This window comes from Lactiplantibacillus daoliensis (genome assembly GCF_005405005.1).
GTDB lineage: Bacteria > Bacillota > Bacilli > Lactobacillales > Lactobacillaceae > Lactiplantibacillus > Lactiplantibacillus daoliensis.
Map to the genome: position 1 here is coordinate 124,918 of NZ_BJDH01000001.1, position 18,038 is coordinate 142,955.

Genomic DNA, 18,038 nt, shown 5'->3' on the forward strand with positions numbered 1-18,038 from the left:
TTCTGTTGTCAGCGTAACATCATTTAACCAGTTTGCAATTACTCAACCTCTTTCTTTGAGACTTCTTAATGATAAGTTATTTTATCTAACTACTAAAAAAGCGCCTGAACAATTTTGTCCAGACACTTCAACGATTAATCGTCTAAATGGTGCTTCGAAAGATCCACTTCATCCAACGGAATCAATTTTGTATGATAACGAATCTTGTAATAGAAAAACAAAATAATAAATAATGGAATACTCATGTACGTTACTCCGATGGCTTGCCAATCCAAGGTTGCAAATGAATGCAAGTCTTGACCAATGATAACGATCATACAGAGGAAGAAGGCAAACAACGGCCCAAATGGGAACAATTTTGCGTGATAACGTAACTCACTCAATTTATGGCCTTGCTTAACAAAGGCTTGTCGGAACCGCAAGTGTGAAATCGCAATCCCCAACCAAGCGATAAAACCAGTTAAACCACTAGCGGAGACTAAGAAGATGTAAATCCGGTCACCAAACATGCTTGAGAGGAAGGTTAATAACCCAATAACGGTCGTCCCTAACAAAGCCATCACCGGAATCCCACGGCCATTGACACGTCCAAAGGTTTTCGGAGCATAACCTTGTTTCGAAAGTGAGTAAAGCATCCGTGTCGACGCGTACATGCCTGAATTAGCGGCAGATAACACTGACGTTAAAATGACAGCGTTCATGACACTCGCAGCGGCTGCCAACCCGGCCTTTTTAAAGACTAACGTAAACGGACTGATGGCAATATCGGTTGCAGATGATCCTAATAAGTCCTTAGACGTATAAGGAATAATCGCCGCAATCACGAAAATCGCTAAGATATAAAATAATAAGATTCGCCAGAAGACCTGTTTGATGGCTGCTGGGATACTCTTTTCAGGCGTAGCAGATTCACCCGCCGTGATCCCAATCAATTCAGTTCCTTGAAATGAGAACCCAGCAACAACGAAAACACTTAAAATCGTTGGAATCCCACCAACAAAGGGTGCCTTTTTATACGTAAAGTTGCTGAGATCCGTGGCACTGCTCCCCATAATCCCAAAAATCGTCAAAACACCGACGACCAAGAAAATCAGGACAGTGACAACTTTGATCAAGGATAACCAATACTCGGTTTCACCGAAGGAACGTACTGACAAAGCATTGATTGTGAAAATTAGAATCAATGCAATCAGACTAAAGACCCAACCAGGAATGTGGGGCAACCAAAATTGCATGACGATTGCAGCAGTACTAATATCAACCGCTAACGTAATCGCCCAGTTAAACCAATAATTCCACCCCATCGCAAATCCAAGTGCCGGATCCACAAACCGTGTTGAATACGTTGAAAATGACCCAGAGACCGGTAAATATGTCGCCATTTCACCCAAACTGGTCATTAAGAAATACACCATAATCCCAATACCGACGTAGGCCAGTAACGCGCCACCTGGCCCCGCCGTTGAGATTGCGGAACCGGATGCCACAAACAACCCGGTCCCAATACTACCGCCTAACGCAATCATGGAGAGATGGCGCGTCTGTAACGAGCGCTTCACTTCATGCTGTTGTTCTTCTGCCATGCAGAAACCTCCAAAAAATGTTTGACTCTTTCGTTAATCCTGATGGTGATCAATCTGATTAACCTTGCCGCCTGCCGGTTGCCAGCTGAAAGGCTGGAACGCTGTGGGCCATTTTGAAGCCAAAAAACGGTCTTCAAAACTGGCCTTTTCCTAAGTCCGGGAAAACCACCCACACTAAGGAAAATTACACGGCTGAGCCTTTCAGCTGGCAACCTCTCGGCTAGATTCATGCCTTCCTTTGTAAACAGAATTTAACGTCGGGCAGGCCAAAATTGGCTCAGTGGTGAAATTTATCTTAGACGGTGTTTTTGTGCCGTCTTAGATAAAGCCCGGCTTGTGAGACCGCACTTTGGCTCACAACCGTGGCCACCACGTTCCAGCCAATTTTTGCCCAACCAGAGTGGCAAGTCAGCACTAATCTTGTTGATTAACCAATCAAGTTTTGACTTAAAGTCGTATATTTATATCTAAAAGTGTTTCCACCGATTCTGGCATCACTTTTCCAAAATAAAAAGTCCTTCTGCAAACTGCGCAAAAAGACTTCATCAGATGGTCATGTTAAATGCTGATTTCATCGTCGACAGCGCTCCGCAACTGAATCCCAGTTGCGACAGTCCTTGATTTGTTCAACCAAGGCCCAACAATCTCGACGGTAACAGTCAAGATCATTTCGGCGATCGCCCCTTTCACCAATCATCAACACCGGTTACCCGATTCCGACTGGCTACTCATGTTAACCGCGTCCTCTTCTTTCGATATACTCAACCATTATACAAAAGCCATTTCAATTTGACAACTGTAAAAACGACAATCAGTCTAATAGAATTGATCAGGCAACATTGTTTTACCAAGTGCTTGGTTGTCAGAATAGTCAATTGGAATATCAACCACAACTGGCCCTTCTGTCTTAAAGGCTTCATCTAAGACAGCGTCCAATTCAGCGGGAGCATTGACCCGCAGTCCTTTAGCACCAAAGCTTTCAGCATACTTCACAAAATCAACTGGGCCAAATTTAACCGCTGCGTCCTGACCGTATTTCATTTCTTCTTGGAACTTAACCATGTCATAATTACCATCGTTCCAAACTAAGTGAACGATGTTCAAATGTAACCGAACCGCTGTTTCCAATTCTTGGCTAGAGAATAAGAAGCCACCATCACCAGATACCGATACGATTTGCGTATTTGGCCGAACTAAAGCTGCCGCAATCGCCCAAGGTAAAGCAACCCCCAACGTCTGCATCCCATTACTGAACAATAAATGACGTGGTTCATAACTCCGGAAATGACGGGCCATCCAAATATAGAAACTCCCGACATCGACCGTCACCGTCATTTCATCTGTCACCCGCTGTTGCAAAGCCGCAATCACGGATAAAGGATGACTCAATTTAGAATCGGCATCGATATTTGGCACAAAATCACGCGTCTTAAGCTTCTCTTGTAATTCACTCAAATAAGCTTTTGATTCTGTACTAATATCGTAACCAGTCATATAAGGCAACAAAAAGTCCAACGTTTGGGCAATATCACCGACTAATTCTGTTTCTGGTTGGAAGTTGTGGTCAATTTCGGCACGCATGGCGTCAATAACGACAATACGTGACTTACCTTCTGCATTCCAGTTACGTGGTTCATATTCGATTGGATCGTAGCCGACTGCAATGACCAAGTCGGATTTCTTCAATAACATATCCCCTGGTTGGTTCCGGAATAAACCGACACGACCAAAGAAATGTTCTGCTTCCAAATCACGTGAAATCACACCGGCAGCTTGGAAAGTTTCCACAACCGGTAAATTGGCCGTTGTGACCAAGTTCCGAATCGCCTTAGTGACTTCTGGTGATGAAGCTCGCATCCCAACCAGTAAGACTGGCAACTTAGCGGCTTTGATTTTTTGGGCCAACAAAGTGGCTTCAACCGGACTAGCAGGCCCGAGTTTAGGTGCTTGCAGTGGATTGATCACTGGACGGCGAACAATTGAATCCGTAACGTCTTGAGGAACACTGACAAAACTGGCCCCTTGCTTAGCTGCAACCGCAGATTGATAGGCATTTGCAATAACTTCAGAGACATTTTCTGGTTCTTGAACTTCAACACTGTATTTTGTAATTGGTTCAAACAAGGCCGCGTTGTCCATGCTTTGATGGGTCAAACGCAACAAATCTGCTCGCTGAACTTGACCAGAAATAGCCAAAACTGGATCGCCTTCAGCCGTGGCAGTCACTAACCCAGTAGCTAAATTACTTGCCCCTGGACCAGAAGTCGTCATTACGACCCCGGGCTTACCAGTAATTCGCCCGATACCAGCCGCGATGAAAGCGGCATTTTGTTCGTGACGAGTCACGATTAACTTAGGGCTCTTGGGGTTTACTGGATGATCTAAGCGTTCGAAAACGCGGTCGATCTTCGCACCGGGAATCCCAAAAACATACTTAACGTCATGATTAGCCAGACTATCAACGATAGCATCGGCGCCATAATACTTTTTATCTGCCATTTTTTGCTCGCTCCTATTTGTGAAAATTAATGTTAGAATACCATAGATAACGCTGTAATAACAGCGATTGTTCACTTGTGAAATAAAGTTTCTGTGAGCAACCACGACAGCAATCCCGCAAACTTCCTGTTTCCAGCAAATTCATGCCAGAAACCGCATACATTTTTACCTACTTTGTACGGTCACTCACTTAGCGGTCCGCATCCGCGCCAAAATCTGGTTTAATTGACCCATTTTATCCTCGGATTGATTGTTCCAATTTAAGACTGGAATTTGGCTCACCGCCAATAAATCCTTGATGAGGGCCGCAATCTTCTGACCACTTAAAAACTCAAGCCACAGCTGATCAGCTTGTGAGAAAATGCCGTTGACGACTTTTGTGCCTTCGTCCGCAACCGGTTGAACGTCTTTAAAAACTTGATCGAAGTAACCACGATCTGGGAAAGTATGCAGCGGTCCTTCAATCGCCAAGACCACATCTTTGATTGAAATCGTTTCTGGCGAACGTGCTAATTGAACACCACCATTATTCCCACTAGTGGACGCTACCAAGTCTGCCACCACTAGTTTTCGAATGATTTTTCGAATATACGACGCCGAACCGCCAATCCGTTCATGAATCACATCCGATGTCAGTGGAATATCAGGTCGCTGCGTCGCCAGTAAAACCAGCACACAAGCCGCCTGTTCGAATGATTTAGCGAGTTGCATTAGTTTCATCTCCATTTGCGGGTAATAACTCAAAAAACAATTCAGTTTGGCCCGCACCAAACTGAGCATAGGCTGGATGGGTCACCTGATCATATTGTCTGAAACCAGCATGCATCAAGATTAACTTCGATGCGATGTTTGGTGCCAGACAACTCGCGGTTAACCGACGTAATTTTAAGTCCTGAAACGCGTAATTGATAATCAAACGCACCGCCGCAGTCATATAGCCGTGCCCCCAAGCAGTGGCTGTCAACATATAACCAAGATCCATCTGTTGTGGCGCTGGCTCACCTTGTGCGTTCATCCGCTCATATAACCCAACGCTTCCAATCACTTTAGCGGCGGGCTTTAATTCAATCGCAAACACCGTTGCTAATTTTAGTTGCCGGCTTAGTAAATATTCAGCCTCAACTAAACTATTGGCCGGCGTGAAACCGGCATTCACTGCCACTTGTGGATCGCGTACCATTTCAAAATAATCGGTGGCATCCTGATTCACGAATGGCCGTAACCGCAACTGTTCATTTTGTAGATTTGGCGTTGCCTTCAGCATCACTGGACCCCCTTGCTTGCGTTATACTAGTTACGTTAACCATATCAATAGAGGTGATTGCATGCAAGTTATTCAACAAAAATTAGCAACTGGCCCCGCCCAACTGACCGGACTACTCCACTCATTGGATCAAAATACAGCACAAACGACACTCCCCGCCATCATTATTGTGCCCGGTGGTGGCTATCACCAAATTCCAGTTGGCCAAGCCGAAACACTGGCGCTAGCCTTTGCTGGCCGCGGTTATCAGGCCTTTTATCTCGAATATACATTAATCAGCGACCATCAACCACTGGGCCTGGCACCAGTCTTAGATCTAGGACGCGCCATTCAGCTCATCCACCAAAACGCCACGGCTTGGCATATCGATACTAATCAAATTACACCAGTCGGTTTCAGTGCCGGCGGTCACATTGTCGCCCTTTACAACGACTATTGGCACACACTGCTGCCACAACGAATGCAAGTGCCCGCATCGGAATTAACAATCGCAAATGTTATCTTAAGTTATCCCGTCATTAATCCGACCTATGGCTATCCAACCGATGCGGCCACGCTCGCCAAATGGACGACACAGCCTAACGAAATGGCGGCAGATGAACAAATCAATGGTTATAATCGCCCGACTTTTATTTGGGCAACCGCAGATGATCCCTTGATCCCAGCCACCAACACTTTAGCCTACGCCACGGCCCTCGCTAAGCAACAATTACCCTATGAACTACATCTCTTTGATCATGGACCACATGGCTTAGCGCTCGCCAATTTACAAACCGCTTGGAAACCAGATGCCAACCTGCCCCACGCGGCACATTGGTTCGAGCTGGCCTTAGAATGGCTTCACCAACAAGCCAAACAATCCTAAGATAGTAAAAAAGCCCAGGAAATTTTTCCTGGGCTTTCGCTATCTGAGCAAATTTTAAATTGCCACATTTCGGTTTATTCAGTTAATTTACAAATACGAGCGATAAAATAGTCGCCACTTTAGCAATGTTGGCGCATAGAAAACATACAACCACTCCATCACTTCAAGCCACAGCCAACCTAACAAAACCGCGCCAATCGTATCAGTCGGATAATGGGCTTGTAAATACACGCGCGCTACCATGACAAGTAATAGCCACACAACACTAACCCATTTAATCGTTTGTGCTAGTCGATAATTATCAATTTCCGGCACAATGATGATAATTACCGTCGCGACCAATACGAAAGTCCCAATGGTGTGACCACTTGGGTAACTGTAACCCGTATCCGTTGCTAAATGTCCAATGGGTCGCGCCCGTGCGATGACGTGTTTAACAATGAAATCTAGAATTACCCCACCGGCCATCAATCCCAGCGACCAAAAGGCCTGAATTTTGTACTTAAACCCGTACAATAAAAATGCTAAAAGAACCGCCCAAAAAATGTCGCGACCAGGCGAGGCCAACCAACTGATCAGCTTGAAAATTGCCGTAAAGAAGCCATTAACTTTAAGTGTTGCCGCCGACGTCAAACCCGCATCCAATAAATCGATACCGACCGCGCCAGACTGAATAAAGTAGCTTAAATACGCAAATAATATCACCGCAACAACAAATTTGACCGGCCGGCTACGCGACTTATCGATCATCAAAATTAGAACCCCCATTAATATTAACAATTAATAAAATTATACCATAATTGGTTAACGGGCTAAAAAGTCGTCTCATTTGTTTAGGGAACCTTAAAAAATCACAAAGAAAGCACAAAACGCGCCCTTTATTGTCACAAAACAGGTATGATTGAGAATGGGTTACGGGACCAAAAACTTCTTCGGGGTTATTTGAAATTTGTTTCCGATGACACTAAAGAATGCTAAACTATGTATAGTTTTTACATAACTATTTGGAGGAAAAATTTATGGAAGAAATGCCAAGTCGTTCACAGATGCGTCAGGAAAAATCTGGGGGTAAGGGTCCTAAGAAGAAGCATCCAGTACGGAATACGCTTTTAGTTATTTTAGCAGTATTACTGGTCGGAATTGGCGCCTTTGCTGCACGGACTTATTTTAATGCGCGTAACGCCGCTAAGATCGTCTATCAAAGTAGTGGGATTAAAAAGTCACGGAATACTGATGCCATTTTAAACGGAAAAAAGCCAGTTTCAATTTTGTTATTAGGAACCGATACTGGGGCTATGGGTCGGGACTACAAGGGCCGAACAGATAGTATTATCATAGCAACTATCAACCCTAAAACTAAAACTACCACACTAATGAGTCTTCCACGAGATTCAGAAGTCGCAGTTTCTGGTTTTGAACAAGACTTCCCTTCAAAACTAAATGCAGCTTATGCGTATGGTAGTGCAGGAACGACCATTAAAACTGTCCAAAAATGGCTAAATGTGCCAATTGATTACTACGCTCTGATCAATATGGGTGGTATGAAAAAAGTTGTAGATGAAATTGGTGGAGTTGATATTACACCAATCCGAAGTTTTAACTACATTGGCTATACCTTTACAAAAGGTAGTGAGACACACATGAATGGTGCCAAGGCTTTAGCATATTCACGAATGCGTTATGATGATCCCTTAGGTGACTATGGTCGACAACAACGACAACGGCAATTAATCACTACCATTATTAGTAAAAGTACTAATGCCACTAACTTGATGAAACAGGATTTCTTGAAGTCGTTAGCCAAAGAAACGCGGACCGATTTAACATTCGGAAACTTAACCAGCATTGTTTCTAATTATCGGGTTGCGACGAAGAACATCGTCTCAGATCACGCCCAAGGTAATGGCAAAATGATCAACGGTCAATCCTTCGAAGTCGTTCCTCAAACTGAAAAGCAACGTGTGACGAACGTTTTACGGAAGTCCTTAGATCTTAAGGAAGCTACCACCGGTTCAATGTACGCCAAATAAGCAACTTACTAAAACTATCGACTAACCTCGATAGTTTTTTTGTGCAGCATCGGCCTTAATTCAAATGCTATAATGAAGCTATTAACTAACATGGAGTTGAAGAAATGTCACAACCAAAATTTGAACTAGCGAGTCAGTACCCAGATGGCCCAACACTGGGCGCTGCCATTGAAAAAATCAAAGACAATCCGACCAATGGCTTAAGCGTACGCTATGCGACTCGCAACAACGATGAAATCAAATTCATCTTCACTGATTTAAGAACTGGTAAGGTTACCGAGATGGCCTACCAACAAACGCCACAAGGGGTCTGGCTATTCAACGCTGCCGAATCAACTAAACTGAATTAACCCTGATTACAAAAACGGTACCGCAACTGACAATTGTCTCAGTTACGATACCGTTTTGATTATTTTCTAAAGGCTGCAAGTTAAAAATTGTCGGTCTGCACCACTATTTCAATAATAAGGCGGTGAAGATTAGTCGATGACTGCCGCTTCCGATTGTTACTGATAGCATGCGAACAAGGGACTGGTTCAAGCCTCAGAAACGTCTTGACCCTCGCCCGGAAGCTTTGCCAAAACCGCAAATCTCCCGAACCGTCCGTGGTGTAAGACCGGCAAAAATAACACCCGGTCAAACGCCACCTGCACGTCCGATGCTAACAGCAACAGCCTTCAGCTAATCAGTAGCTCTTTTGTAAATCAGTTAGTCACGCTTAGCGGAGTCAATTAAAATCGGTGTGCAGTGTCGGCGAAATTAGTCAGCGTTCTTAGTTGACTAATTTCGCGGGGCAATTCAAAGACGTGCTTCTTCGGCTTTGAATTGAGGTGCCAGACCGTCCTTTGGCTGGCACCGTCCCCCACAGCACACCAATTTTGACTGACGGAGCGTTGAATTTGAGCGAATCTACTTTAGATGTAATGGTTACTGGCGCTGCGACATTTGTGATATTTGTGATATTTTTGAGCCTTTCAACCTCTTTAATTATTTTCCCCACAGAAAGTGAATCAAGGTCCGATCGACTTTGGGATTCTCATGTAATTTTGAATGGCGTGCAAGCTTCCCCGTGAACACCTTTTCCCGATAAGACTTTGCCCGTGGACTGACCAGATACTTCAAAGACAGCGAGGACACATTCGGCACCGTCCCATCCGTCTGACCACCAATATTACCGTACAGATTTAACACACTCACCTGATTTTTCGGCAACACTTGTCGCAGTTTCGTCATTTCGCGATAAGTCGCATTCATGTGATTGGGTTTTCCAGCCGAGTTCAGGCTCAAGCCGGCCGGTTGTGTGACTGCGGCCGGTAACTTGTCAAAATTCAAGCCAGCAAAATGGCCAGCAATATCGACTTGTTTACGCAATTTCGGTAACTTAGTGTTGCCTGAATTTTGCAACGAATAATAAATCAGCGAAATGTTACCTAATGAGTGTCCGACCATATTTATCGACTTGAAATGATATTGCTTTTGCAACGCCTTGACCACATTAGTCGCCCATTCGCCATGCTTACGATAGTTTAGCTCGCGATTATTTTCATAATTCACTTCGACAATCGGATTGGTTGCGCCCGTTTTGATCGTCCCAACTAGTTTAACCCGCCCAGTCTTGTCCACCATCGCGCGAATGATTGTATTAGTCGCACCGGCTTTTTTCGCAGCATTAGCCATCTGTTCTTCAGCATGATAGCTACTACCACCACCGTGAAAAAACAAGGTCGGCGTCAACTTTTGACTCGCCCTTGTTGAAATTTTGTGTTGCGTACAGCTGGCTAAGCTCACCCCTAAAATGATGACCAAGCCTAAAAAGAGCCCTAACCACTTTCGTTTCATCTGCAAAATCCCCTATTATTTAAAGTTCTCTAAGTATACAGGCTTCGAGTTGGTCGAAGGCAAATTTTTAACACAAAAATATGGCAATCTTCAGTTGCTGCGACTAAAAAAGCCATCACATGGTTTGTGATGACCCTAGTCTCCTTAAACTTTTAATCTGCGCCATTGTTGTTGGCAAAAAGCAATCAATTGATTTAATAGCTCGGCAACCAAAAAGCCTAACGCAATCGCACCAGTAATGACAACTACCTGTAGCATAAAACCTACAGCTTGATCGTACTGACCTAACGCGAAGTTACGCACCATTTGATAAGCCTGGCTCCCCGGCACAAATGAAACCAGACTCGGAATATTAAAAATAATCGACGGCATTTTCTTATAATGAGCGACTAGATTACTGAGTACGCCGATACCGACCGAACCGATAAAACTGCCGAGTACCACACCACCGCCATAAGCTTGCACGATGAGATAGCCACCCCAAGTGATGGTCCCAATCCAGCCGGCGACATTTAAGGCATGTCGGGGAATATTGATAATTAAGCCAAAGCCCAAGACGGCTAAATAAGCCAACATTAATTGTCCAATCACACCCATTAGCACGCCTCCTCTAAAAAATCGTAATCACCACAGCGATGCCAAATCCCAATGCCGCCGCACTAATCAATGCTTCAACCGCTCGGGCGGGACCACTCACGAAATTTCCCGCTAAAATATCACGGACGGCATTTGTCAGTGGCACGCCGGGCACTAGCGGCATCAATGACCCAATAATAATATCATTGATATTCGTCCCCCATCCGATCTGATAAGCCCACTCCGCCGCAAAACCAATGAATAACGCCGCCACTAACTCACTCAAGAACTTAATTTTTAAATAACGATTTAAAAGATAGAACACTAAGTATCCCAGGGTACCAATCACAACCGTCGGCCAAGTATTGATGGTTTCCTGACGAAACATAATCATCAATGGCCCACTAACCAAGGCCGCCCCAACTAATTGTAACCAGAGGGGAAATGACCGTGACGCTTGGTCTAACTGTCCTAATCGCGCATGCAGTGTTGGTAAATCAATGGATTGATCGGCGAACTCACGTGACAATTGGTTCACCTGAGCCACTTTTTCCAAATCAATCGTCCGTTTAGTCACGGCCGCAATCTGTGTCGCATTGCGGCCCTGAATTGACATCATAACCCCCGTAATTGTCACGTAGGTATTCGCCTGTACCACTCCCGCATTCTGAGCAATTCGAATCATGGTATCATCAACACGTGAAATTTCAGATCCATTTTCTACCATTATCTTGCCAGCACGTAAGCAAGTTGCAATAATCAATTCATCTGTGGTCATCATGGCACCCCCTAAATGAAACTCATTTCTTAATAGCCTAACTTTAAGCTAATTTTGAGCTTACAGCTACCCCCAAAACAAAAAAGGCCGAAAAAAACCGGCTACGGAAGTTTCCTTCCATAACCGGTCTTTGAAGTTTCTCTAACGAATCAGAGAAAAGCCTTTTAAGCCGTTAATTAGTCTTTAGTAACGTTAACTGCTTGTGGGCCACGATCGCTTTCTTCAACGTCGAATGCTACAGCTTGGCCTTCTTCAAGAGTCTTGAAGCCGTCTTCTTGGATAGCTGAGAAATGTACGAATACATCGCTACCGTTTTCGCGAGTGATAAAACCAAAACCTTTATCGGCGTTAAACCATTTAACTGTTCCATGTTCCATAATAAAAAATCCTCCTAGTGCTTTTTTGCACATATAAATTAATGTAAATCATGATTCGGTGCAAATGGGGATAGTTTATTGAAACGATCTGACCAAAATTACCTAACCAAGCTACAAGAGTAATTGTAGCATATTGTTTTCGAAAAGGATAGCGAATCACGCGAATTTCCTAAATTCTTTTATCAAACGATTAAAAATTCAGAATTAAGTGATCAACGCACATCACAGCTTTTTGAAGCAGCCACTAACTTACGAAGATATTGTGGGCTGCTTTGTAACTAACCGGAATCTGTTGGCCAGTTGCTTGAACTTCGATCGTGACTGGTCCTTCGAACGGATCATGCTTCACAACTTTGACCGCCTGACCGATTTTCAGAGCAATGTCATGTAAGTACACTAACAAATCATGGTTATCAATAAACCGTTCAATCGAAACCACGCTGCCATCTTCCGTATCGGCCAGTGCAGTATGACTGTCCTCGGTGTAATGACCATCCTTATCCGGAATAGCCCCACCATGGGGACAATGCGTTGGATGACCCAAATAAGACTCTAAGGAATCAACCAGCCGCTCGCTAGTCACATGCTCCAAGACTTCCGCCTCAGAGTGAACATCTGGCAAATCATAATCCAGCTTATCAACCAAAAAGTCTTCCCAGATTCGATGCTTACGAACCAAGGTTTCTGCATAGCGGATGCCTTCAGGCGTTAATGAAATTCCGGCATAAGGCGTATGCTTTGCTAAACCGTCCTGCACTAATTTACCAACCATTTCCGTCACGGAACCAGCTGCGATGTCTAAGCTGAGTGCAATCTGCTTGTTCGACACCTTCTTCTTCGTACCACCAAGTTCGAAAATGATTTTTAAGTAATCTTCCTTCATGGGGGTCATGAATTTACGTCACCTCAACTAAATTTATCTGTCTGCTTAATTAAATTATCGTACACCATTTAACATTTTTTAGCTACTGATTAATTAAGCCGCATAATTTGGACATTTTTTTGAAAAGCCACGCTAATCGTGCCATAATTAAATTGTAGCGCAAAACGATGACTTACGGGTCATCGCCGTTTTAAAATTTATTTTTTTCGGATCGTGCTTCAATACTAAGGAGGAACCGCATCGTGAATGATGATGCTCAATTATCCATTACCCAACTCAACGATAGCTTGCAACATAAAGCCGTTGAAGACTTTGCTAAGTTTTATCAACAGCTTTTTGATGCCAACAATCTCGAGTTAATGTCTAACTATGACGTCGTTAACTACATGACTGATATTAACGAACATTTGACACTTGGCCGCTACATGACCAAAGCTGAACGTTTGACAGATAGTCTTAACTTTTCATACCAAGCCTACCTCAGTCTTATCGACCGTCTCGATCAAAAATATTTTGAAAGTGGCAATCCAGCACTCAGTTGGGATGAATGGTACGCGAGTCATTTCGCGCAACTCTCCAGATCATAAACAACCACCGTTAAACTTAATCAATGAGGTCAGCACAATTGTGTTGACCTCATTTTTTGTTGCCTGCATTCTCAGAGCGTTAGTTCTAAATTAAATAGCCGAAACGTGTTCCGCCAACCTGCGTCCTCCGCTTAGCTACGCCACCAGCACCATGCGAAAACCGCATGATACTGGTGGCTAGGCTATGCTCGGAAGCAACCCGGTTGACCTCACACTCTTGCCAATAAAAAAGACCCAAGCTTTCCCACAACACTTGGGTCCTACTAGTAAATATCATCACCGGACAATTGAAAACTACTTCTAGATTCAATTACACGTTGTTTTATGCACGATCACTACCTGAACTAAACCAGGCATCTCTCAGCGCTAATTTCGCGCTCTGTTGTAAATCTCTTTGCAAAGTTAAACTTCAAAACACGACCAACATGACAACGGTCAACCCAGCCATAAGATCGGTTGACGAGTGGGAAACTTGTTGTCCGCATGACTGACCGATACTTACCGACTTAAATCTACCATTAATTAACCGGTTTCACAAGTTAGAAGCTAATTTGGCCAGCTTATTTTTGGGGATAAACACGATAATGAGGTTCATTATCAACGATAAAAACATACAAGTTCTGGGTATGTGCCTCATCAAAGTACCCCAAGTTGATCATGTGATGACCCTCGCGTTCTTCAACACCCTGAAAAGCATTGGTTGTAAAGATCCGCATCATCTCCATTTGTGTGCTCTGTTCCGTTGCGCGTTGTGACGCAGCCGCTAAAGTAAAACCTTCATCCAACATTGCTTTAATAAAATGAACGCGCATGAGTGTGCCATATGAAAAACGATGCACCGTATTTTTTTCAGTTACTTTTTGACTGTGAATATAGCCTTTTTGTTCCCAATAACGTAATTGCGTTTGTGAAACCCCGGTCGTCTTAGCTAGATCACTAATTCCAACCGTAAATTTGTGTTTAGTCACTTGTGCTTTTAATTTTTTTAAGAATTCTGCATTCTGATTGTTCACTGGGCGACCTCTTTTCTTCAATTTACAATACTTAGTATATATTTTTTAACATCGATGTCAAGTTTGTTGACAAAAGCATAAAATCCGATTATATTAGACAACGTAGTTTTTTAGAGAGAAGGGATTTGCTTGTCAACTGCTGTTGATACGAATGGGAAGCCATATAAACGTGGCTTACTCATTGCTATTTTATTAATTGGGACCTTTTGTACCGTCCTGAACCAAACGATTTTAACGACTGCCTTTCCAACTTTAATGAAGGCCTTCACGATTACCACTTCGACTGTTCAATGGTTAACGACTGGTTTCTTACTTGTTAATGGGATTATGATCCCAGTTAGCGCCTGGTTAAGTACCCGTTTCAGTACCAAGTGGCTGTACCTTTCTGCCATGACCATTTTTGAAATTGGGACCATTATTTGTTTCACCGCCCCTAATTTCCAATTATTGCTCACTGGTCGGTTGATCCAAGCTGTGGGTGTCGGTGTCACGATGCCGCTGTTACAAACGATTATGTTAACGATTTTCCCTGCTGACAAACGTGGGGCCGCCATGGGGATGGCCGGGATTGTGATCGGTTTAGCCCCTGCAATTGGCCCGACACTTTCTGGTTGGGTCATTGATAATATGAGCTGGCGTGACTTATTTGGGATGATTATTCCTATCGTTGCCGTGGTACTGATTGCTGGCTTCTTCTTTATGGCTGACGTCTTAGAAACCTCGAAACCAAAACTCGACTTTCTATCATTGGCACTGTCAACCTTGGGCTTTGGGAGTTTACTTTACGGCTTCTCCTCTGTTGGTGATGACGGTTGGACTTCAACCAAAGTCTTAGTCATGTTAGCAATTGGGGTTATTGGGATTATCTTATTTGTTTGGCGTCAATTAACGATGGCCAAACCATTCTTGGATTTTCGCGTTTTCAAGCACGTTCGCTTTACTATTGCGGCTGTTTTAAGTTCCGTCACCAACATGGCAATGGTCGGCGCCGAAATGGTCATTCCGCTCTACTTGCAAATTATTCATGGCTTTTCCGCCTTTGATTCTGGCTTAACCTTATTGGCCGGTGCCTTAATGATGGGGATTATGAGTCCAATTACTGGCCAAGCCTTTGACCGTTTTGGGGCAAAACGCCTTGCAATTCTAGGGATGTTCCTCTTAACTGCTGGGACCGTGCCATTCATGTTCATCACTCGTACCACCCCAACCATTTATATCGTCGTCTTATACGCGATTCGGATGTTTGGGATTTCAATGGTTATGATGCCAGCCACAACTGCTGGGATGAATGCCTTGCCATTAGACATGATGGGCCATGGGACCGCAGTCAACAACACAGTCCGTCAAATCGCCAGTTCCATTGGGACCGCCATTTTGACTTCAGTTTTATCAAATGTGACGACATCGCAAGCACCAGCTAAGTCAATGCTCAAACAGAATCCTTTAGGTTACCAAGATAACTATTTCAACGCAACTTTGAGTGGCTATCACGCTGCGTTCTATGTTGCTGTTGCCTTCTGTGTCGTTGGCTTAATTGTGGCCTTCTTTATGCAAGATAAGGCCCATTCAACCAAGATTACTAAAAAGGAGGTTGACGCCTAATGATTATCGCGCTGTTAATAATTAGTGCTATCGCCTTGTTTTTGACCTTTATTTATATGCCAGCTTCTTGGCTAAAATATGGTTTAAGCGTCCTCTTCGCTATTTCATTGGTCAGTTCATTGGTGCTCGTCGTCATGAATGACAGCCAGCATTTTGGTATGAAAAAGGTCACGACCACTAAGACCGTGACTTTGAAATCCGCTGGCAGTTCCCAACTCGACATGTTACTCTACCAATCAGTTGGGACATCCGACCAGCATCGTGTTTACATTTATAAAACGGCGGCCAATCAGAAAAAAGCCATCACAACGGCGGCCAATGTCAAAACGTCGAACCAGGTCAAAACCACCACCGGTTCAACTAAGCTAGTCACCAAGACGACTCGCTGGACTTACAAGAGTGGCACGGCCAAGCTCTGGTTTGGGATTGCCGACAACGACAAACAATTGATTAAGCGCACCAATACTTTCTACGTTCAAAAGACTTGGGCGGTGCTTAGCACGTCTCAAGCTAAACAGCTCAGCAAGCTCGCTAAGCAACAGTCGGCCACATTAAAGGTCCAGGCTAAGACTTACGTTCAAAACGCAGTTAAAGCTGCCATGATCAAGAATCCAACCATGTCAGCAACGCAATTGGCCCAGCTTGAAAAACAAGCTGCAGCACAATATCAGGCCACTGCCATGCAAAAGATGATTCAAACTGTCAAACAAGCTAAATAGTCAAACATCATAAAGAGGGAGCTCACATTCAGTCATTATCGACTGATGTGGGCTCCCCTTTTTTGATTAAAGTTCTAATGCTTGAGATTATCACAAAGGCTGTACAAGTCATTGTCGAGTCTTCACTGCCTGATTATTGACATCGTGACCGATTGTTCTGAGCACAACACTAACAGTTCCTGGTACGACATACCCTAATTAATGATTATAATGTTCAACGCAGAAATAGCTGCCATGACAATGCGGACAAGTTAGTTTGCGAGTTTTAACCGTGTGACGTGCAAACACCATCTGCCAGTATGTTGGCCTAAAAATGGTCTGACAATTTGGGCAAACATAATTGACGGCGCGAAAATAACGCACTGTCAACCAAAATGCGCCAATCACAGCAAGGACTAAGCCAATCATAAATGGCCACCATTGTCCTTGGGTGGACCCCCAGATTAACGTACCAATCTCAATCACATCTAAACAGCCGCCCCAAATCAGTAAGTCCCGATGAATCCGTGCTAATCCATGTTGATTTGTCATTAATTGATCTATGTCGGTAATTGAATTTATCGGTAAGTTCGTTAAATCAGTCAAGCCCCGTTGCAACTGTTCAATTTGACTTAATTGTTGTTGCGTCGTATCAACTTGCTTTCGTAGAGCATTGGCCTGCTCAACTAATAAGAGTCTTAGGACTTTCGGCGCCTCTGGACTAGCCAATACCGCTTGAATCGACTTCAAAGAAAGTCCTAACTGCTTCAGCAATAAGATCAACTTCAAGCGATTCAAATCGGCTACACTATACAAGCGTCGCCCACCCTCAGACTTGGCACTGGGTGTTAATAACTGACGTTGATCATAATATTGAATCGTGCGCACCGAAACTTGCGCTAATTTAGCCATCTCACCGGTCGTGTATTGTGACATAGATTTCACCTCCAACGCTTGTTATACGGGATGACGTGGCGTCATGAGCAACCCTTTTTCTCAATTATCGCAAAAAAAGTTTTTCTTTGGTAGCCGCAATTATTTCCCGGGTGAACAAAAAACGAGCTTGATTTTCATCAAACTCGTTTGCACGATTGCAGTATCCTGATTTAGGGCTAATTGGTGGCGCACTGTTCACATAGTGGCATCAAATCTTTTAAGTCCTCAACGGATGAGCCATTTTCTAAGAAGCAATTGACCATATCTAGCCAATATTGATCGTCAGCATTGAACGTCGCATGGGCGTCCTTGCATGGTAACAAACCAGCTTGCGTGTAAGCAACGATTTTATCAGCAGCGACCCCGCTACGGGCTGCTAATTGTTCCAGAGTCATTTTCTCTCACCATTTGTCCTTTCAAAAAATCAATGTGCTTATGTTACGCCCAGTCACCTGCAAATGCAAGTAATAATTTCGTGTCCGGAACATTAAAATGGTATGATAAAGTT

Annotated in this window: 19 protein-coding genes and 1 riboswitch; of the genes, 6 read left to right on the plus strand and 13 right to left on the minus strand. The window is 43.8% G+C overall.

All coding sequences use genetic code 11. The features are described 5' to 3' along the window. Positions 1-134 precede the first annotated feature (134 nt). From FFM64_RS00650 to FFM64_RS00665, 4 genes are all read right to left on the minus strand, one after another. Complete coding sequence (locus tag FFM64_RS00650; RefSeq protein WP_137606071.1) at positions 135-1,583, minus strand: amino acid permease; 1,449 nt, start codon at positions 1,581-1,583, stop codon at positions 135-137. Positions 1,584-2,156: 573 nt separating this feature from the next. Further along, a riboswitch (Lysine riboswitch) is annotated at positions 2,157-2,340 on the minus strand. 59 nt (positions 2,341-2,399) lie between these two features. Beyond that, the gene (gene alsS, locus FFM64_RS00655; protein WP_137606072.1) at positions 2,400-4,082 is read right to left on the minus strand and encodes an acetolactate synthase AlsS; all 1,683 of its coding nucleotides are present in this window, start codon (positions 4,080-4,082) and stop codon (positions 2,400-2,402) included. 186 nt (positions 4,083-4,268) lie between these two features. Continuing rightward, entirely contained in the window at positions 4,269-4,793 is a 525-nt protein-coding gene (locus tag FFM64_RS00660) for an Rrf2 family transcriptional regulator (protein WP_137606369.1), read from the minus strand. Then, on the minus strand, positions 4,780-5,346 hold the full coding sequence (locus FFM64_RS00665; protein ID WP_137606073.1) for a GNAT family N-acetyltransferase: 567 nt from the start codon (positions 5,344-5,346) through the stop codon (positions 4,780-4,782). Before FFM64_RS00665 ends, FFM64_RS00660 begins: the two co-directional genes overlap by 14 nt. A gap of 61 nt (positions 5,347-5,407) precedes the next feature. On the opposite strand from FFM64_RS00665, the gene FFM64_RS00670 reads away from it, so the two are divergent. After that, the gene (locus tag FFM64_RS00670; protein WP_137606074.1) at positions 5,408-6,211 is read left to right on the plus strand and encodes a lp_1002 family arylesterase; all 804 of its coding nucleotides are present in this window, start codon (positions 5,408-5,410) and stop codon (positions 6,209-6,211) included. 87 nt (positions 6,212-6,298) lie between these two features. Here FFM64_RS00670 and FFM64_RS00675 read toward each other — a convergent pair whose 3' ends face one another. Then, positions 6,299-6,961, minus strand: a complete 663-nt coding sequence (locus FFM64_RS00675; protein WP_137606370.1) for a phosphatase PAP2 family protein — start codon at positions 6,959-6,961, stop codon at positions 6,299-6,301. Between the two features lie 269 nt (positions 6,962-7,230). On the opposite strand from FFM64_RS00675, the gene FFM64_RS00680 reads away from it, so the two are divergent. Together FFM64_RS00680 and FFM64_RS00685 are read left to right on the plus strand one after the other, a co-directional pair. Beyond that, on the plus strand, positions 7,231-8,241 hold the full coding sequence (locus tag FFM64_RS00680) for an LCP family protein (RefSeq protein ID WP_137606075.1): 1,011 nt from the start codon (positions 7,231-7,233) through the stop codon (positions 8,239-8,241). 104 nt (positions 8,242-8,345) lie between these two features. Further along, positions 8,346-8,591, plus strand: a complete 246-nt coding sequence (locus tag FFM64_RS00685; RefSeq protein WP_137606076.1) for a hypothetical protein — start codon at positions 8,346-8,348, stop codon at positions 8,589-8,591. A 637-nt stretch (positions 8,592-9,228) separates the two neighbouring features. Here FFM64_RS00685 and FFM64_RS00690 read toward each other — a convergent pair. From FFM64_RS00690 to FFM64_RS00710, 5 genes are all read right to left on the minus strand, one after another. Beyond that, the gene (locus FFM64_RS00690; RefSeq protein ID WP_137606077.1) at positions 9,229-10,080 is read right to left on the minus strand and encodes an alpha/beta hydrolase; all 852 of its coding nucleotides are present in this window, start codon (positions 10,078-10,080) and stop codon (positions 9,229-9,231) included. A gap of 144 nt (positions 10,081-10,224) precedes the next feature. Further along, on the minus strand, positions 10,225-10,677 hold the full coding sequence (locus FFM64_RS00695; RefSeq protein WP_137606078.1) for a threonine/serine exporter family protein: 453 nt from the start codon (positions 10,675-10,677) through the stop codon (positions 10,225-10,227). 13 nt (positions 10,678-10,690) lie between these two features. After that, positions 10,691-11,434, minus strand: coding sequence for a threonine/serine exporter family protein (locus FFM64_RS00700; RefSeq protein WP_137606079.1), 744 nt, complete (start codon positions 11,432-11,434; stop codon positions 10,691-10,693). 176 nt (positions 11,435-11,610) lie between these two features. Then, a complete protein-coding gene (locus FFM64_RS00705) occupies positions 11,611-11,811 on the minus strand; it encodes a cold-shock protein (RefSeq protein ID WP_024624485.1) in 201 nt (66 codons plus the stop codon). A gap of 244 nt (positions 11,812-12,055) precedes the next feature. Continuing rightward, positions 12,056-12,703, minus strand: coding sequence for a metal-dependent transcriptional regulator (locus tag FFM64_RS00710; RefSeq protein WP_137606080.1), 648 nt, complete (start codon positions 12,701-12,703; stop codon positions 12,056-12,058). A gap of 233 nt (positions 12,704-12,936) precedes the next feature. Between FFM64_RS00710 and FFM64_RS00715 the strand changes: the two genes are divergently transcribed. Next, positions 12,937-13,281: a hypothetical protein gene (locus FFM64_RS00715; RefSeq protein WP_137606081.1), complete on the plus strand. Its 345-nt coding sequence runs from the start codon at positions 12,937-12,939 to the stop codon at positions 13,279-13,281. 560 nt (positions 13,282-13,841) lie between these two features. Here the strand turns inward: FFM64_RS00715 and FFM64_RS00720 are convergent. Beyond that, positions 13,842-14,294: a MerR family transcriptional regulator gene (locus FFM64_RS00720; protein WP_137606082.1), complete on the minus strand. Its 453-nt coding sequence runs from the start codon at positions 14,292-14,294 to the stop codon at positions 13,842-13,844. 129 nt (positions 14,295-14,423) lie between these two features. Between FFM64_RS00720 and FFM64_RS00725 the strand changes: the two genes are divergently transcribed. Together FFM64_RS00725 and FFM64_RS00730 are read left to right on the plus strand one after the other, a co-directional pair. After that, positions 14,424-15,896, plus strand: a complete 1,473-nt coding sequence (locus FFM64_RS00725; protein WP_137606083.1) for an MDR family MFS transporter — start codon at positions 14,424-14,426, stop codon at positions 15,894-15,896. Beyond that, positions 15,896-16,615: a DUF4811 domain-containing protein gene (locus FFM64_RS00730; protein WP_137606084.1), complete on the plus strand. Its 720-nt coding sequence runs from the start codon at positions 15,896-15,898 to the stop codon at positions 16,613-16,615. The genes FFM64_RS00725 and FFM64_RS00730 overlap by 1 nt, the downstream gene beginning before the upstream one ends. Before the next feature lie 198 nt (positions 16,616-16,813). Here the strand turns inward: FFM64_RS00730 and FFM64_RS00735 are convergent, their stop codons facing one another. Continuing rightward, a complete protein-coding gene (locus FFM64_RS00735) occupies positions 16,814-17,530 on the minus strand; it encodes a MerR family transcriptional regulator (RefSeq protein ID WP_137606085.1) in 717 nt (238 codons plus the stop codon). Between the two features lie 176 nt (positions 17,531-17,706). After that, complete coding sequence (locus tag FFM64_RS00740; RefSeq protein WP_137606086.1) at positions 17,707-17,925, minus strand: MerR family transcriptional regulator; 219 nt, start codon at positions 17,923-17,925, stop codon at positions 17,707-17,709. Positions 17,926-18,038: the final 113 nt, after the last annotated feature.

Coding starts and splice junctions, on each gene's coding strand:
- FFM64_RS00650 (WP_137606071.1), bottom strand. CDS start 1,583: ATGGCAGAAGAACAACAGCATGAAGTGAAGCGCTCGTTACAGACGCGC.
- alsS (WP_137606072.1), bottom strand. CDS start 4,082: ATGGCAGATAAAAAGTATTATGGCGCCGATGCTATCGTTGATAGTCTG.
- FFM64_RS00660 (WP_137606369.1), bottom strand. CDS start 4,793: ATGCAACTCGCTAAATCATTCGAACAGGCGGCTTGTGTGCTGGTTTTA.
- FFM64_RS00665 (WP_137606073.1), bottom strand. CDS start 5,346: ATGCTGAAGGCAACGCCAAATCTACAAAATGAACAGTTGCGGTTACGG.
- FFM64_RS00670 (WP_137606074.1), top strand. CDS start 5,408: ATGCAAGTTATTCAACAAAAATTAGCAACTGGCCCCGCCCAACTGACC.
- FFM64_RS00675 (WP_137606370.1), bottom strand. CDS start 6,961: ATGATCGATAAGTCGCGTAGCCGGCCGGTCAAATTTGTTGTTGCGGTG.
- FFM64_RS00680 (WP_137606075.1), top strand. CDS start 7,231: ATGGAAGAAATGCCAAGTCGTTCACAGATGCGTCAGGAAAAATCTGGG.
- FFM64_RS00685 (WP_137606076.1), top strand. CDS start 8,346: ATGTCACAACCAAAATTTGAACTAGCGAGTCAGTACCCAGATGGCCCA.
- FFM64_RS00690 (WP_137606077.1), bottom strand. CDS start 10,080: ATGAAACGAAAGTGGTTAGGGCTCTTTTTAGGCTTGGTCATCATTTTA.
- FFM64_RS00695 (WP_137606078.1), bottom strand. CDS start 10,677: ATGGGTGTGATTGGACAATTAATGTTGGCTTATTTAGCCGTCTTGGGC.
- FFM64_RS00700 (WP_137606079.1), bottom strand. CDS start 11,434: ATGACCACAGATGAATTGATTATTGCAACTTGCTTACGTGCTGGCAAG.
- FFM64_RS00705 (WP_024624485.1), bottom strand. CDS start 11,811: ATGGAACATGGAACAGTTAAATGGTTTAACGCCGATAAAGGTTTTGGT.
- FFM64_RS00710 (WP_137606080.1), bottom strand. CDS start 12,703: ATGACCCCCATGAAGGAAGATTACTTAAAAATCATTTTCGAACTTGGT.
- FFM64_RS00730 (WP_137606084.1), top strand. CDS start 15,896: ATGATTATCGCGCTGTTAATAATTAGTGCTATCGCCTTGTTTTTGACC.
- FFM64_RS00735 (WP_137606085.1), bottom strand. CDS start 17,530: ATGTCACAATACACGACCGGTGAGATGGCTAAATTAGCGCAAGTTTCG.
- FFM64_RS00740 (WP_137606086.1), bottom strand. CDS start 17,925: ATGACTCTGGAACAATTAGCAGCCCGTAGCGGGGTCGCTGCTGATAAA.